This window comes from Aquimarina acroporae, assembly GCF_023195925.1.
GTDB lineage: Bacteria > Bacteroidota > Bacteroidia > Flavobacteriales > Flavobacteriaceae > Aquimarina > Aquimarina acroporae.
Genome location: NZ_JALPRE010000001.1, coordinates 819571 through 834499, shown reverse-complemented (window position 1 = coordinate 834499; position 14929 = coordinate 819571). Strand labels below are relative to the sequence as shown.

13 protein-coding genes are annotated in these 14929 nt (G+C 34.1%); 7 read left to right on the top strand and 6 right to left on the bottom strand.

What is annotated here, in order from left to right; all coding sequences use genetic code 11:
- Positions 1-42 precede the first annotated feature (42 nt).
- The 3 genes from M0D21_RS04150 to ribB all read left to right on the top strand — a co-directional run bounded on the left by M0D21_RS04150 (position 43) and on the right by ribB (position 3443).
- A complete protein-coding gene (locus M0D21_RS04150) occupies positions 43-675 on the top strand; it encodes a LolA family protein (protein ID WP_248327255.1) in 633 nt (210 codons plus the stop codon).
- A gap of 109 nt (positions 676-784) precedes the next feature.
- The gene (locus M0D21_RS04145) at positions 785-2245 is read left to right on the top strand and encodes an LptF/LptG family permease (protein ID WP_248327175.1); all 1461 of its coding nucleotides are present in this window, start codon (positions 785-787) and stop codon (positions 2243-2245) included.
- A 46-nt stretch (positions 2246-2291) separates the two neighbouring features.
- Positions 2292-3443 carry a 3,4-dihydroxy-2-butanone-4-phosphate synthase gene (gene ribB / locus M0D21_RS04140; protein ID WP_248327174.1) on the top strand — a complete coding sequence of 384 codons (1152 nt, stop codon included), beginning with the start codon at positions 2292-2294 and terminating at the stop codon, positions 3441-3443.
- A gap of 9 nt (positions 3444-3452) precedes the next feature.
- On the opposite strand, the gene M0D21_RS04135 is transcribed toward ribB, so the two are convergent.
- Both M0D21_RS04135 and M0D21_RS04130 read right to left on the bottom strand, forming a co-directional pair.
- Positions 3453-4643, bottom strand: a complete 1191-nt coding sequence (locus M0D21_RS04135; protein ID WP_248327173.1) for a DegT/DnrJ/EryC1/StrS family aminotransferase — start codon at positions 4641-4643, stop codon at positions 3453-3455.
- A 114-nt stretch (positions 4644-4757) separates the two neighbouring features.
- On the bottom strand, positions 4758-5387 hold the full coding sequence (locus M0D21_RS04130) for an NAD(P)H-dependent oxidoreductase (RefSeq protein WP_248327172.1): 630 nt from the start codon (positions 5385-5387) through the stop codon (positions 4758-4760).
- 89 nt (positions 5388-5476) lie between these two features.
- On the opposite strand from M0D21_RS04130, the gene M0D21_RS04125 reads away from it, so the two are divergent.
- Positions 5477-5863 carry an acyl-CoA thioesterase gene (locus tag M0D21_RS04125; RefSeq protein WP_248327171.1) on the top strand — a complete coding sequence of 129 codons (387 nt, stop codon included), beginning with the start codon at positions 5477-5479 and terminating at the stop codon, positions 5861-5863.
- A gap of 58 nt (positions 5864-5921) precedes the next feature.
- Here M0D21_RS04125 and nhaC read toward each other — a convergent pair whose 3' ends face one another.
- Positions 5922-7403: a Na+/H+ antiporter NhaC gene (gene nhaC, locus M0D21_RS04120; RefSeq protein ID WP_248327170.1), complete on the bottom strand. Its 1482-nt coding sequence runs from the start codon at positions 7401-7403 to the stop codon at positions 5922-5924.
- A gap of 490 nt (positions 7404-7893) precedes the next feature.
- On the opposite strand from nhaC, the gene M0D21_RS04115 reads away from it, so the two are divergent.
- Positions 7894-8529 carry a CPBP family intramembrane glutamic endopeptidase gene (locus M0D21_RS04115; RefSeq protein ID WP_248327169.1) on the top strand — a complete coding sequence of 212 codons (636 nt, stop codon included), beginning with the start codon at positions 7894-7896 and terminating at the stop codon, positions 8527-8529.
- Here M0D21_RS04115 and M0D21_RS04110 read toward each other — a convergent pair.
- From M0D21_RS04110 to M0D21_RS04100, 3 genes are read right to left on the bottom strand one after another with little or no spacing between them, the layout of a single operon-like run.
- Positions 8526-9098 carry a non-canonical purine NTP diphosphatase gene (locus M0D21_RS04110; RefSeq protein WP_248327168.1) on the bottom strand — a complete coding sequence of 191 codons (573 nt, stop codon included), beginning with the start codon at positions 9096-9098 and terminating at the stop codon, positions 8526-8528. The genes M0D21_RS04115 and M0D21_RS04110 overlap by 4 nt on opposite strands.
- Before the next feature lie 31 nt (positions 9099-9129).
- On the bottom strand, positions 9130-9654 hold the full coding sequence (locus M0D21_RS04105; RefSeq protein WP_248327167.1) for a KdsC family phosphatase: 525 nt from the start codon (positions 9652-9654) through the stop codon (positions 9130-9132).
- Positions 9638-10402 (bottom strand): Rossmann-like and DUF2520 domain-containing protein, encoded by a 765-nt coding sequence (locus tag M0D21_RS04100; RefSeq protein ID WP_248327166.1) that lies wholly within the window; start codon positions 10400-10402, stop codon positions 9638-9640. Before M0D21_RS04100 ends, M0D21_RS04105 begins: the two co-directional genes overlap by 17 nt.
- A gap of 126 nt (positions 10403-10528) precedes the next feature.
- Between M0D21_RS04100 and ccsA the strand changes: the two genes are divergently transcribed.
- Positions 10529-13711 (top strand): cytochrome c biogenesis protein CcsA, encoded by a 3183-nt coding sequence (ccsA, locus tag M0D21_RS04095; RefSeq protein ID WP_248327165.1) that lies wholly within the window; start codon positions 10529-10531, stop codon positions 13709-13711.
- Positions 13712-13834: 123 nt separating this feature from the next.
- Positions 13835-14875, top strand: a complete 1041-nt coding sequence (locus M0D21_RS04090; protein ID WP_248327164.1) for a helix-turn-helix domain-containing protein — start codon at positions 13835-13837, stop codon at positions 14873-14875.
- Positions 14876-14929: the final 54 nt, after the last annotated feature.

The following is a 14929-nucleotide window of genomic DNA, read 5'->3' as shown; positions in this document are numbered from 1 at the left end:
AAACTCTAAAGACATTAAACATTAAAGAAGACATATAAAATGATTAAAAAGGTAATATTCTTATTATTTGTTTTAGGTATAACTAGCGTTAATGCCCAAAATGCTAAGACGTTATTAGATCAAGTATCTCAAAAAGTAAAAAGCTATAATAATATAGTACTTGGATTTAAATACGCAATTAACAATCCTGCAGAGAATGTTTCTCAGGAAACAAGAGGCGAAGTTACCTTGCAGGGTAATAAATACCTACTTAACTTAATGGGAACAGAGCAGATGTATGATGGTAAGAAGTTGTATGTCGTTATTCCTGAAGATGAAGAAATTAATATTTCTTCGCAGGATGAAGATGATGAAAATAGTATTACTCCTTCAAAAATGCTTACATTTTATGAAGATGGTTATTCTTATAAAATGGATATTGTACAGGATGTAAATGGTAGAAAAATACAATTTGTTAAGCTTACTCCTATAGATTCTAGAAGTGACTTAAAAGAGGTTTTGTTGGGTATAGACAAGCAAACAAAACATATCTATAAAATGATACAAAAGCAAAATAATGGTTCTAATGTTACTTTTACAGTAACAAGTTTTAAAACAAATCAGCCTCTTTCAGAAACATTATTTACTTTTGACGAATCAAAATATGATAATTATTACATTAATCGATTAGATTAATACTATAAAATATGTGCTAAAATGATTAAAGAACGTGTATTTGCTAATACTCGTTCTTTGATTTTTAATTAACTTATCTTCATTTAGATAATTAAGAAATACCAAATTTGTGAAGATTCTTGATCGATATATTCTAACCTCTTTCTTAAAGACGTTTTTTCCGTTGTTTTTTATTATCATGTTCATTCTGTTATTACAAACCATATGGTTGTTTATTTCAGAACTAGCGGGTAAAGATCTTGACTTCTCAGTAATTTTAAAGTTTTTAACCTTTGCGACGCCTAGGTTAATACCTATGGTATTGCCACTCACTATTTTATTGACTTCGATTATGATTTTCGGAAGTTTTGCCGAGAATTACGAATTCGCTGCCATGAAATCATCGGGGATATCCCTACAGCGTGCAATGCGTACGCTTTCGGTTTTTATATTTTTTGTGGGTATTGGAGCTTTTTTATTCTCCAACACAGTAATTCCTTCTTCTGAAAAAAGATTTATTAATCTGAGGAAAAATATTGTAAAGGTCAAACCTGCTATGGTAATTACTCCAAATCAATTTAATGATTTGGGCGATATTAACATAAAAGTAGCTGAAAAGCATGGCGATAATGATCAGTTCCTTAGGGATGTAATTATTCATAAAAAAGCTGCTAGACCAGGTAATTTTACAGTGATAAAAGCTGTAGAAGGAGAATTACGTGGAAGTGCGGATTCTGATTTAATTACTTTGATACTTAACGATGGTAACTACTACGATGAGATTCAACAAAGATCTCCTAAACGTAGAAATAAACTGCCATTTGCTAAAACTCATTTCGAGAAGTACATTTTAAATATCGATTTATCATCCTTGGGTGAAGTAGATATGGACGCTCAACAATTTAGTAAAGGGTATAATATGCTTAATGTAAATGAGCTAGGTGCTGAGATAGATACTTTGTCTGATAGGGTTACAGGAAACCTTAAATCGGTTAAAGAAGAGGTAGGGAGAAGAAATGGGTTAACTACAATTAACAAAAATCTAATGGCGATAAAGGAAAAGATAACCAAAGATAGTTTGGCTACTTTTAATGACTCTACCGATATCAAAAGTTATTTCGATACCAATCAGAAAATTCAAATTTATAAACTGGCTTCTTCAAATGTAGATGTGGTACTTAGAAAAATTAGTTCTACCAAATCGGGTAACGTAGGACTTCGTAGAGCATTAAATAAATATGAAATGTCTTTGCACGATAAGTATGCATTAGGTATTGCATGTATTTTGCTGTTTTTTGTAGGGGCACCATTAGGAGCAATTATTAGAAAAGGAGGTATGGGACTCCCTATTGTAATCGGTGTAGTATTATTTCTTACTTATCATTTTATAGGAATTTTTGCTAAAAACAGTGCAGAAGAAGGAGGAATTCCTCCAGTTATAGGGTCTTGGTTATCTACCTTTATTATTTTTCCGTTAAGTATTTTTCTTACACATAGAGCTACAACCGATCAAGGGATCTTCAATTTTGATACTTTTGTCCAGCCTATCCGAAATTTCTTTATGAAACGAGTCTCTAAACGCAAGAAATAGATTTCTTTTTAAATATCTTTGCAAAGCAATTTTTATTTAAGATACTATGTCAGATGTTACTCAAACTACAAAACACATAAAGTTGAATACTATTCAAGAAGCGATTGAAGATATTCGACAAGGTAAAGTGATTATTGTGGTTGATGATGAAGACCGTGAGAATGAAGGAGATTTTCTGGCTGCCGCCGAGAAGGTAACACCCGAAATGATAAATTTTATGGCTACCCACGGTAGAGGACTTATTTGTGCTCCTCTTACCGAGCATCGTTGTGATGATCTTAAGCTTAATATGATGGTGGGTAATAATACCGATCCTATGGAAACTGCTTTTACGATTTCTGTAGACCTAAAAGGTAAAGGAGTTACCACAGGAATATCTGCTAGTGATAGAGCTAAAACAATATTAGCATTAACCGATCCCGAAACTAAACCGCATGAATTGGCTCGTCCAGGACATATTTTTCCTTTGAAAGCCAAAGAAGGAGGGGTGTTAAGAAGAACCGGGCATACAGAAGCGGCGATTGATTTCGCAAGACTTGCTGGTTTAAAACCGGCAGGAGTGATTGTCGAAATTATGAATGAAGATGGTAGTATGGCGCGTCTTCCACAATTGGTAGAGGTAGCAAAGAAATTTGATCTTAAATTGGTTTCTATCGAAGATTTGGTGGCATATAGGATGCAACATGATTCTTTGATTCAGAAAAAAGAAGATTTTAATATTGTGACTCGTTTTGGAAAGTATAGATTAAGAGCATATAAGCAAACTACAAATAATCAAATCCATATTGCTCTTACCTTAGGAAGCTGGGATGATCAAGAACCAGTGCTTACAAGGGTAAATTCTACTTTATTTAATAATGATATTCTAGGGACGCTAACCAATAATGCAGATAAGCGTCTTGATGCTATGTTCCAGAGGATAAATACCGAAGGTAAAGGAGCGATAATATTTATCAATCAGGAAAGCCAATCATTAAACCTTTTAGGTCGATTAAGTGCACTTAAAGAAATCCAAAATGGAGAAGAAGTAATGAAAGCGCCTAAAATAGTTATGGATAGCAAGGATTTTGGAATCGGGGCGCAAATCCTACATGACCTTAATATCCATAAACTACGATTGGTATCCAATACCGTTCAACAAAAAAGAGTTGGTATGATCGGGTATGGTTTAGAAATAGTAGACTATGTAAATTACTAAGGCTTTGCTTTAGAGGATGCTTTTTATAGCTTCAGTCATTTTTGATGCTCTCTCATTTACCTCGCTTTCAGACCAGTTTAATTTGATAAGACAGGAAACGGTTCTGCTCATCCATGCGTCACTGGCTTCAAATGTCCTGTTGTTCTTTTGAAGCCCGGTTCTAATTTCCTCAGAGAATTTAGATAATGATTTAGCTTCAAGAAGGTGTTCCCATTTGCGGTAATAATGCCAATTGTTGTCAAACCAGTAGAAACATGCGTCAACACCATGATTTCCAAGAGCTTTGTGTGCTTTTCTGGCCAAATCTTCTGTAGGTAGAAAAATATTTAAAAAAGCATAACTCTCTACTCCAGTTTCTGGTACCTTTCTAAAGGTAACTTCAGGTATTTCAGAAAGCGCATTTCTTAAAATGGTATAATGTTTTTCCTGAACTTCAAGAATGTGATCAAGTTTTCTTAATTGTGCAATACCCACAGCGGCATTTAATTCAGAGATTCTAAAGTTGTATCCTAAAAAAGGATGGCTTTCTGCTCCTCTGTCATTTCCTACATGGTCATGCCCATGATCATGATACATATGTGCTCTATCTGCAAATTTTTCAGAGTTGGTAATAATTCCACCACCTTCTCCGCATGTTACCATTTTTACAAAATCGAAAGAGAAACAGCCTAGATCACCATAGCTACCCAAAGGTTTTCCGTCATAAGTACCACCAATGGCTTGACAAGCGTCTTCTAATAAAATAAGATTATGCTTTTGTGCAATAGCTTTTAATGCTGCAAGGTCTGCCATAGAACCACACATATGAACTGGCATAATTGCTTTGGTCTTGGGAGAAATAGCTTTTTCTACAGCTTCTGGATCCAGCGTTAGGGTATCGTCGATATCGCATAATACAGGAACTGCTCCTACAGATAATATCGCTTCAAAGCTTGCTACAAAAGTAAAAGTAGGCATAATCACTTCGTCTCCAGCTCCAATTTCTGCACATGCTAAAGCAACGGTGAGGGCAGAAGTACCACTAGAAACTACTTGAGCATATTGAGTATTCATACGTTTTGCCAAATTTTGCTCAAGTTCCAAGGCTTTATGATGCCCATTCCTCATTGGGTCAAAACCATATCGCATTAAAACTCCATTGTCTAATACATCCTGTACTTCTTTTCTTTCTTCGGCACCGAATAACTCAAATCCTGGCATAATCGCTATATTAAATTAAAACTCTTTTCGGCAAAAGTACCGAAAAGAGTCTTCATAATCCAGTTGCTATTTTATAATTTTTTAAGTATTACCTAATCAAAGAAGTATAGCTTGCTAAATGGTAATTACTGTATCTTCAATAGGTCTTCTTACCTTTTTAAAGTCAGAAAACATATCATCTTCTGCACGATAACCGACAGGTAAAACCAAGACAGAAGTAAGACCTTTTTCATTGAGCTTTAAGATTTCATCATATTTTTCAGGAATGAAACCTTCCATAGGACAGGCATCTATTTGCTCTAGCGCACAAACGGTAAGTAAATTTCCCATGGCCAGATAAGCTTGTTTTGCCGCCCAAATAGAAATTTCATCTTCAGGTTTGTTTTTGAAGGAATCTACCAATTGTTCTCTGAATGGTTTTAATACTGTATCAGGAGTGTTTCGTATTGCTTTAACTTGGTCAAAATACTTTACGATATAATCTTCACCAATAATATTTTCAATACAAAAAACAAGAACGTGAGAGGCTTCGGCTACTTGCTTTTGATTCCATGAATGTTCAGTAAGTTTTTGTTGCAATTTTTTATCCTTAATAACCAACAATTTTAGGGGCTGCAAGCCATAGGAGGTAGCTGTAAGGTTAAAAGCTTCAGTAAGAGTATTTATCTTTTCTTGTGGTAAAATTCTAGAATTATCAAATTTTTTGGTTGCATATCGCCATTGTAAACTTTCTATGATGTTCATGTCAACTTTTTTTTAATATATCACAAAGATACTGCGATAAGATTTACCTTTGATGTCTATTGCAATAAGAAAAAATTATATACAATTATATGAATACTATTGATGAACTAATAAGTAAATCTGAGACTCGGATTTTTAAAGCGGTTTTTCCCAATACCACAAATCATTACGAGACTCTTTTTGGAGGAACCGCGCTACAGCTCATGGATGAGGTTTCTTTTATATGTGCCACTCGTTTTAGTAGAAAAAAGGTAGTTACCATATCATCTGACAAAGTTGATTTTGAAAAACCAATTCCCGAAGGTACAATAATCGAGTTAATAGCAAAGGTTGTCGAAGTGGGAAGAACAAGTTGTACTGTGAAGGTTGATATTTTTAAAGAAGATATGTATAGTTTTCATCGGGAACTTGCGGTTACTGGGTCGTTTAAATTTGTAGCCATAGATAACAACAAAAAACCAATCCCGATCATTTAATAATAAGAAAAAAGGTGCGTCATAAAGCGCACCTTTTTTTATATTTTAAATATGTCTATTAATTGTTAGCCAACTGTTTTATTTTGATTCTGAATCCTGCAAAAATTAATGTCATAAAAGGGCTTAACCAATTAAAGATGGCGAATGCAAAATAATCTACTACAGGTACTCCTAATACTCCACTTTGATATGCCCCACAGGTATTCCATGGAATTAGCACCGATGTAACCGTTCCAGAATCTTCAAGGGTACGACTAAGGTTTTCTGGCGCCAACCCTTTATCTTTAAAAGCCTTTGCATACATTCTTCCTGGTACTACCAACGCCAAATATTGATCTGATGCAGTTACATTAAGTGCTAGACAGCTTACTACTGTACTGGCAAAAAGCCCAAAAACAGAATCAAAAAGGTTTAGCAGGGCTTTGCTTATTCGAGATAATGCCCCAATGGCATCCATAACCCCTCCAAAGACCATTGCACAAACGATTAACCAAATAGTGCCGAGCATACCAGCCATACCTCCAGAAGAAAATAAGTCATTTAATTGCGCATTTGTGGTTTCTACAGCGGTGTCTACCGTCATCGCTTTCATAACACCCATATATGCACTACCAAAAGTTAATTCTTTGCTTCCTGCAATATTCATTACTATTTCTGGTTGAGCAATTATAGCGGCTATTGCCCCAAGCAACGTTCCTGCTAATAAAGCAATCAAAGGAGGAGTTTTTTTAATAATTAAGGCAATCACAAGAATAGGAACAATGAATAACCAAGGTGAAATATTGAATGCATCATCGATTGCATTAAGTTGTTCTGTAATTTGAGGTGTTCCTGATGTGTCAATAGATAACCCTATAATTATAAACACAATAAGTGTAATGATAACTGTAGGCACTGTAGTATACGTCATATATTTAATATGAGAAAATAACTCTCCTCCAGCCATAGCGGGAGCAAGGTTGGTTGTATCTGATAAAGGAGACATTTTATCTCCAAAATACGCTCCAGAAATTACAGCTCCTGCGGTCATACCCAACGAAATCCCTAAAGTATCTCCAATTCCAATAAGTGCAATACCCACAGTAGCCGATGTAGTCCAGGAACTTCCTGTCGCAATTGAAATAATAGCACAGATAATAACACAAGCGGCTAAAAATATGGTTGGATTCAAAATTTGTAATCCGTAGTAAATCATAGTTGGAATAATCCCACTAACCAACCAGGTTCCAGCTAGTGAACCAACCATAAGTAATATTAACAATGCTCCGGTGGTAGACTTTACATTTTTGGCAACTTCTTCCATCATTTGCTTGTATGATACTTTATTATAAAAACCAACAATAGCTGCAACAGCTGCTCCTAGTAATAGAATAAACTGGTTGCTACCGCTCAAAGCATCATCTCCAAACATGTATACGTTATAAAATAACATACCTACCAAAATCACAACGGGTAACAGGGCTTCCCAAATGTTTAATTCTCTATTTTCTATGATTTCTTCATTTTGTGGGGGAGTTGGAGTGATGTTTTGACTTTCCATGCGATATATTCAAAATTTTATAGGTGTAATGTTACGATATTAATAAAATCTATGCAACGTCTATATCTGGTTTTAATTCCTATTGCGTTGGTTTGTAACAGCATTTTTTTACATGAAATCTCATAAAAATAGAATTAATTGTGTTTTTTAACGAATTTATTTGCTTTTTATCGATAAAAAGTGTTTTATTTGCACAGTATTTATTTATAAGAATAGATACACTTACTATTTTTGAAGTGTAAAAGAAGAAAAGTAAGAGAAAAAGAAAAATTAGAATTGTTTGTTTGATTGTTTTTAGACTTTTTTTGTCCCTGGAAAAAATAATTCCCCCGAATTATTTGCCCCTAAACCTTTTAAAAAGCCTCTTCCCCCAAGAGGCTTTTTTAATTCCTCATTTTTAAATTCTATTAAAGAATACTGTATTTTTATGTAACATCACTATATTGGTAGTAGTATTTCACTTTTTATCCAGAAATAAGTAAAAATCATAATGACAGATACAGCTGCATACCGAGGGGTCGAATTATTTGTATTATTTATTTTATTACCGTTGAGCTTTTTAATTGAGTATCCAATTTTGCTAAAAATGGGTATTACAATAATTGGCTTTGTATATATTTTAATTCTACTCAAGCGCAAAGGGTTGTTAAAACTAAGAACACCAAATAAAGTCTATTGGAAAACCTTTTGGAGGGAAACCCTCATAAAGCTCGCTATTATTATGGTGATTACTGGCTTGTATGTGTTTACCGTTGCCCCCGAAGAATTGTTTTCTGTTGTATTAAAGCGGCCTGGATTATGGGTATTTATATTATTTGTGTATACTTTTCTATCTGTCTGGCCCCAGGAAATAGTGTATAGAACCTTTTTTTATGATCGTTATGAACGGTTTATTAATAATAAATGGTTGTTTATTTTTATTAATGCTATCTTATTCTCGTTGGCTCATCTTTTTTTAAGAAGTTTTTTGGTACAGGTTCTCACATTTTTGGGAGGACTGTTATTTGCATTTACTTACAAAAAGACCAAATCAACAACATTGGTATCTATAGAGCACGCCATATATGGTAACTGGTTATTTACAGTAGGTATGGGAGAGATGTTAGCCTTTCCTACTGCAGATTAAGCATTTAAAAATTCAATTAGTTTTTGTACGGCCTTACCTCTATGTCCTATTTTGTTTTTTTCGGTTAAGGGAATTTCAGCAAATGTTTTGTCATAACCGTTGGGCATGAATATAGGATCATATCCAAAACCACCTTCTCCTTTTTTAGTATGCGTGATACTTCCTGTGCATAAGCCAGTAAAAGTTTCAAGTTTTCCGCCCATCTCAAGTGCAATTACAGTTTTGAACTGAGCATTTCTGTTTTGCTTATTATCTAATGCAGTAAGGAGTTTATCCATATTGGCATTTGCATCTTTTTTTTCGCCTGCATATCGCGCAGAGTATACACCAGGTTCACCATTTAATTCTTCTACCTCAAGTCCTGTATCATCAGCAAAACAATCGTAGCCATAGTGATTTTTAACATATTTAGCTTTTTGCATAGCATTCTCTTCTATAGTGGGTGAAGTTTCAGGAATATCTTCGGTACAGCCAATATCAGATAAGCTTAGTATTTCGATTTGAGAAGAAACCAGCGCCTGAACTTCTTTTAGTTTGTTGGAGTTATTGGTAGCAAATACGAGTTTCATTATACAGTAATTTTATGAAAAGATATTATACTTATGCCTCTGCATCAAAATCTGAAATCCATTTCCCTTGAACCTTTAATACTTGTTCTATAACATCTCTAACACAACCTTTTCCTCCTTTTTTATAAGAAACATATTTAGACGCTTCTTTTACTTCTGCTACTGCGTCTTGTGGGCAGGTGGGCAAACCAACCATTTCCATAACAGGTAAATCGGGAATATCGTCTCCCATATAAAGTACATTCTCAACTTTTATATCATAAATATCAAGATATTCATCAAGTTGTTCAACTTTATGATGAGCTCCGAGATAGATGTCTGTAATTCCTAAACCTCTAAGCCTTTTTCGTACTCCTTCGTTTTTACCTCCAGAAATAATACACACATTAAACCCTTGTTGAACTGCAGTTTTTAAGGCATAGCCATCCTTAATATTCATTGTTCTTAGTAATTGGCCATCGGTATTAATAATAACAGTGCCATCGGTTAATACTCCATCTACGTCAAAAATAAAAGTGGTGATATGTTGTAGATATTCTTTATAACTTTTTTCCATATTGTAATTGAATTGCTTCTGTTAGGATCTTATATATTTCTTTTTGTGAATTGTCTGTAATTAGATTCAAATGTCGTTCTATAGTTTGTTGATCATTTCTTAATGCAGGGCCAGTTTGTGCCTGGTTTGGGGGCATTTCTGTTATTTTCTTTACTGTCTCTTGAATCAATGGGTGTAAAATTTCAAAAGGAACCTTATGCTCTTCGCATATTTCGTTTCCAATCGTAAACAAATGATTGGTGAAATTATTTACAAATACTGCCGATACATGTAAAATATTACGTTGTTTAGATGATACTTCGTAGACTTTTTCAGAAAGTATACTTGCCAAATTTTTCAGTAGACTTAAGTGATTATTGTTTTCCGCTTCAATGCAAAAGGGTACTTCTTTAAAATCTACATCCTTATCTTTACTAAAGGTCTGTAGAGGGTAAAAAACACCTCTGTTATTTTTATCATCGATTTCTAGCATCGGGGTGCTACCCGAGGTGTGCACTACCAAACGATCTGAGAAAGGTAGTTTTTTGGAAACCTCGCTAATAGCATCGTCGCTAATAGCCATAATATAGACATCGGCATCTTTTAGATCGTCTAGATTTGTTGTAACTAAACCTTTATTTTGCTCTTTATCAAAAGATAACCCTTTACGATTGTAACACTGTACAATTTGAATATGCTCTTTTGTGCTAAATGCAGTATATAAGTGCTTTGCTACGTTTCCGTTTCCAAGAATTACTAGGCGAATCATGCCGCAAAAATAAGGAAGTTAGATCAAAAAATTGAACAAGATTAACACTTCTGTTAAAACGATTAAATCTACTCTCAATAATGATACTTAATCCTATCAAAAACATTAAATTTGCGCAGCTAAAAAATGAAAGTAATTATGCAGGATAAGCTCGCAAGCATTTTGTTCTCTACACGGTTAATGGCTGTTTTATTTATTGTTTTTGCAGTATCAATGGGAATAGGTACTTTTTTGGAAGACGCCCACGGTACAACAGCAGCCAGAATTTGGATTTATAATACATGGTGGTTTGAAGCAATTATGGTGTTTTTTGCCATTAATTTTTGTGGGAATATTGTGAGATATCGTTTATATGAAAAGGAAAAATGGGCTACGTTACTACTTCATTTATCCTTTATTTTAATAATTGTAGGAGCTTTTGTAACTCGATATATTAGTTATGAAGGAGTAATGCCTATACGCGAAGGAGAAACCACTTCTAAATTTCTTTCAGAGAAAACGTATTTAACAATATTTCTAGATGGTGAAATAGATGGAGAACCCAGACGTAGAATAATTCATGAGCCTGTAGAGCTAGCTGAAGCAACCAATAATGACTTCGTACTTGAGACAGATTATAATCAACAGCCCGTAATTATTTCATACAAAGATTATATCATGGGTGCAGAAATGGGATTGGTCGAGTCTAAGGACGGTGACAATTTCCTTAAGTTAGTAGAAGCGGGAGGTGGAAATCGCCATGATCATTTTCTAAAAGAAGGTGAGGTTGCAAATATTCATAACATTCTTATAGCATTCAATAAGCCCACCAATGGAGCCATCAATATCACTTATAAAAACGATGATTATTTTATAGAATCTCCTTTTGAAGGTTCTTTCTTAAGAATGGCAGATCAACATCAAGGGCTTGTGTTTAAAGATAGTGTACAACCTTTAATGCTACGATCTCTATATCAAACCGCTGGAATGCAATTTGTAATTCCGGATCCGGTAATGAGAGGGAAATATGATGTAACGCCTATCGAAGTAAAAGAAAAAGGACAACAAGATGCACTAATTTTTGATGTTACCTCTAATGGCGAAACTAAAGAAATGAAGCTGTTGGGTGGTAAAGGGTTTCTTAATGATATGCAACACATATCTTTAGGAGGCTTGGATATGTATTTTCAGTATGGATCTAAACAAATGGAATTACCCTTTTCGCTAAAATTGAATGATTTTATTGCCGAGAAGTATCCAGGGACTCAAAATGTTTACAAGTCGTTTATGAGTAAAGTAGATATTATTGAGGAGAACTCATCTGAACCTTATGAAATTTATATGAACCATATTCTGGATCACAAAGGATATAGGTTTTTTCAAGCTTCTTTTGATCCCGATGAAAAAGGAACGGTACTTTCTGTAAATCATGATCGCTGGGGAACTTTGATAACTTATGTAGGATATATGTTACTGTACTTAGGGTTGATGTTAATATTGTTTACTAGGGGATCTCGTTTTAAAGATTTAGAAAGTATGTTGAGTAAGGTGAAATCGAAAAAGAAACAACTTACACTGTTTTTAATATTAGGAATATCAACATTTTCATTTGCACAACAAGCCCCAAGCCATACAGATCATTTGCCAACTTTGCAACCAAGCAAAGCTCAGTTAGATTCTGTAATTAAAGCAAATGCGGTAAGTAAAGAACATGCCGCAAATTTTGGAAGCATTGTTATTCAGGATGAGAGAGGAAGAATGAAGCCTGTGAATACGTTTTCTTCTGAGTTGTTACGTAAGCTTAGTAAAAAAGATACTTATGAAGGATTAAACGCAGATCAGGTATTTGTATCTATGGTAGAGAATCCGTTTATATGGTATAGTGTTCCTATTATTGAAATTAAAAGAGAAAACGACAGTATTCGAAAAATTCTAGGAGTTCCTTCTTCTGAGAGGAGAGTTTCATTAATTGATCTGGTAGAGCCCGATGGTACCTATAAACTTGATCCGTATCTAGAACGTGCTAGTAGCACAAATACTCCAAGTAGTTTTGAGAAGGATTTCCTAAAAACTCATGAAAAATTTTACTTGTTAAACCAAGCGTTGGGCGGAGGAATTTTACGAATTTTCCCCGTTCAGGGAGACGAAGGTAATAAATGGGTGTCTATGCCAGAACTTAATGAGCATAAGTTCACTGGGATGGATTCTGTATATGCTCGACAAATTATTCCTATTTATCGTCAATCTTTGCAGGAAGCTAGACAATCTGGAGACTACAGTAAGCCAGATCAGTACGTAGAAAGTATTAAAAGTTACCAAAAAAAGTTTGGTAGCAAAGTATTACCTACCGATAAAAAAATTAAGGCCGAAATAGCACTAAATAAGTATGATATCTTCCGAAATCTATATAGATATTATGGTGTTATTGGAGTGCTACTTATGATTTTTGTCATCTTCAGGATTTTTAAAGAATCTAAAATTATACGTGGACTCATAAATGGAACTATAGGTCTGGTAATATTGCTTTTTATACTGCATACCGCTGGATTAATAATTCGTTGGTACGTTTCCGGGCATGCACCTTGGAGTGATGCCTACGAATCTATGATTTATGTCGCCTGGATGACTCTGGCTATTGGTTTGGCTTTTGGGAAAAGAAGTAATCTTACTATTGCAGCAACAACTTTTGTTGCAGCTATAATCCTATTTTTTGCCCATGAAAACTGGACAGATCCGGCTATAGCCAATCTTGTTCCGGTATTAGATTCTTATTGGGTACTTATTCACGTATCTATTATAGTAGGAAGTTATGGTCCATTTTTCGTAGGAGCCATTCTAGGTATATTGGCGCTAATACTAACCATTCTTACTACAGAATCTAATAAAAAAAGAATGGATATTAATATAAAGGAGATCACTATTATTAATGAAATGGCACTTACTATTGGTTTGGTAATGCTCACAATAGGTAATTTCTTAGGTGGTATGTGGGCCAATGAAAGTTGGGGTAGATATTGGGGTTGGGATCCTAAAGAAACGTGGGCTTTAATTAGTATCATGGTTTATGCATTTGTAATACATATGCGTTTGGTACCAGGCTTGAGAGGTAGATGGTGGTTCAACTTGATGTCTGTTATAGCGATCTATAGCGTTTTGATGACATATTTTGGTGTGAATTTTTACTTGAAAGGATTGCACTCTTATGCAAGTGGAGATAAAGTGATTACACCGAATTCGGTTTACTATTCTATTGCATTCATCGCCATTTTAGGAGGGGTTTCTTACTGGAGAAATAAAGTACACTACAAAAAGAAAAAAGTAGTTTCTTAAGAAAGAATTTATAAACATGTTAAGCCTTACATCTGTAAGGCTTTTTTTGTTTTTGTACTATATTCTGTCTCAAACAAATAAATGATATCTTTGGGTAGATACTTTTGGTTTTACCTTTGATAAATGGATTTTAGTAAGGAGCTCTTATTTTCTTTTAGTGCACTTGGAGTTTGTAACGGCCTGGTTTTGGCAATGTATTTTTTCTTTTTTGCCAGGCCAAAACATATATCTCATGTATTTTTGGGAGGATTACTTTTCTTTTTAAGTGTTAGAATAGGTAAATCGGTATTTTACTATTTTAATTATGAGTTAGCAGGAACTTTTGTGCAAATTGGCCTTACAGCATGTTGGTTACTTGGACCATTCTTATATTTTTATGTGAAATACGCTACTTCAAAAGTGACCCTTAAACAACCATTTTGGGTATACCATTTGGTAGGTTTAGCTTTAGTTGCACTATTAGTAAATATAAAGTACCCTTGGGAAGAATTTAGAATGCTATGGCAACACTATTTCATTTTTGCGATTCATATTCAATGGTTTTTATATTTAAGTATTTCGGGTCGTATTCTTTGGAATACATTTAAAGACCCAAATAACAATAGAAATGTGAGCTTTAAATTTTGGGTATTTAGTATTTATTCTGGTAATGTAATTATATGGTTAGCCTATAATTTGTCACCTTATACTTCGTATATCATTGGTGCTTTAACCTTTACCCTCATATTTTATCTTCTATTAGTGCTTATATTGCTTTCTAAAAAACGTAAATCGCTTTTACTATTATATCCTCCTAAATATGGTGATGTTCAAATAGAAGATATAGAGGCCAAAAGAATAATTGATGATTTTACCAACATACTTGAAAAGGATAAGTTTTTTAAAGATCCGACTATTTCGCTACAGTCGATAGCAAAAAAAATAGGGGTACAACCTAGTCGATTATCGCAAGTCTTGAATATGAATATGAATAAAAGTTTTCCCACAATATTGGGTGAGTATCGAATTGAAGAGGCTAAAAAAATGATTAAAAAAAATCCAGAATATTCTATAGAAAGCATAGGTTATGACTGTGGCTATAATTCTAAATCATCCTTCTACAGTGTCTTCAAAAAAAACACAGGTATCACCCCAGCTGGATATAAGAACTCTCTCAATAGATAGAGGTGTCAAGTCTAAAATAATTATTTAGTACTCCTAAAATATATTCTCTTACCT

Coding starts and splice junctions, on each gene's coding strand:
- ribB (WP_248327174.1), top strand. CDS start 2,292: ATGTCAGATGTTACTCAAACTACAAAACACATAAAGTTGAATACTATT.
- M0D21_RS04135 (WP_248327173.1), bottom strand. CDS start 4,643: ATGCCAGGATTTGAGTTATTCGGTGCCGAAGAAAGAAAAGAAGTACAG.
- M0D21_RS04130 (WP_248327172.1), bottom strand. CDS start 5,387: ATGAACATCATAGAAAGTTTACAATGGCGATATGCAACCAAAAAATTT.
- M0D21_RS04125 (WP_248327171.1), top strand. CDS start 5,477: ATGAATACTATTGATGAACTAATAAGTAAATCTGAGACTCGGATTTTT.
- nhaC (WP_248327170.1), bottom strand. CDS start 7,403: ATGGAAAGTCAAAACATCACTCCAACTCCCCCACAAAATGAAGAAATC.
- M0D21_RS04115 (WP_248327169.1), top strand. CDS start 7,894: ATGACAGATACAGCTGCATACCGAGGGGTCGAATTATTTGTATTATTT.
- M0D21_RS04110 (WP_248327168.1), bottom strand. CDS start 9,098: ATGAAACTCGTATTTGCTACCAATAACTCCAACAAACTAAAAGAAGTT.
- M0D21_RS04105 (WP_248327167.1), bottom strand. CDS start 9,654: ATGGAAAAAAGTTATAAAGAATATCTACAACATATCACCACTTTTATT.
- M0D21_RS04100 (WP_248327166.1), bottom strand. CDS start 10,402: ATGATTCGCCTAGTAATTCTTGGAAACGGAAACGTAGCAAAGCACTTA.
- ccsA (WP_248327165.1), top strand. CDS start 10,529: ATGAAAGTAATTATGCAGGATAAGCTCGCAAGCATTTTGTTCTCTACA.
- M0D21_RS04090 (WP_248327164.1), top strand. CDS start 13,835: ATGGATTTTAGTAAGGAGCTCTTATTTTCTTTTAGTGCACTTGGAGTT.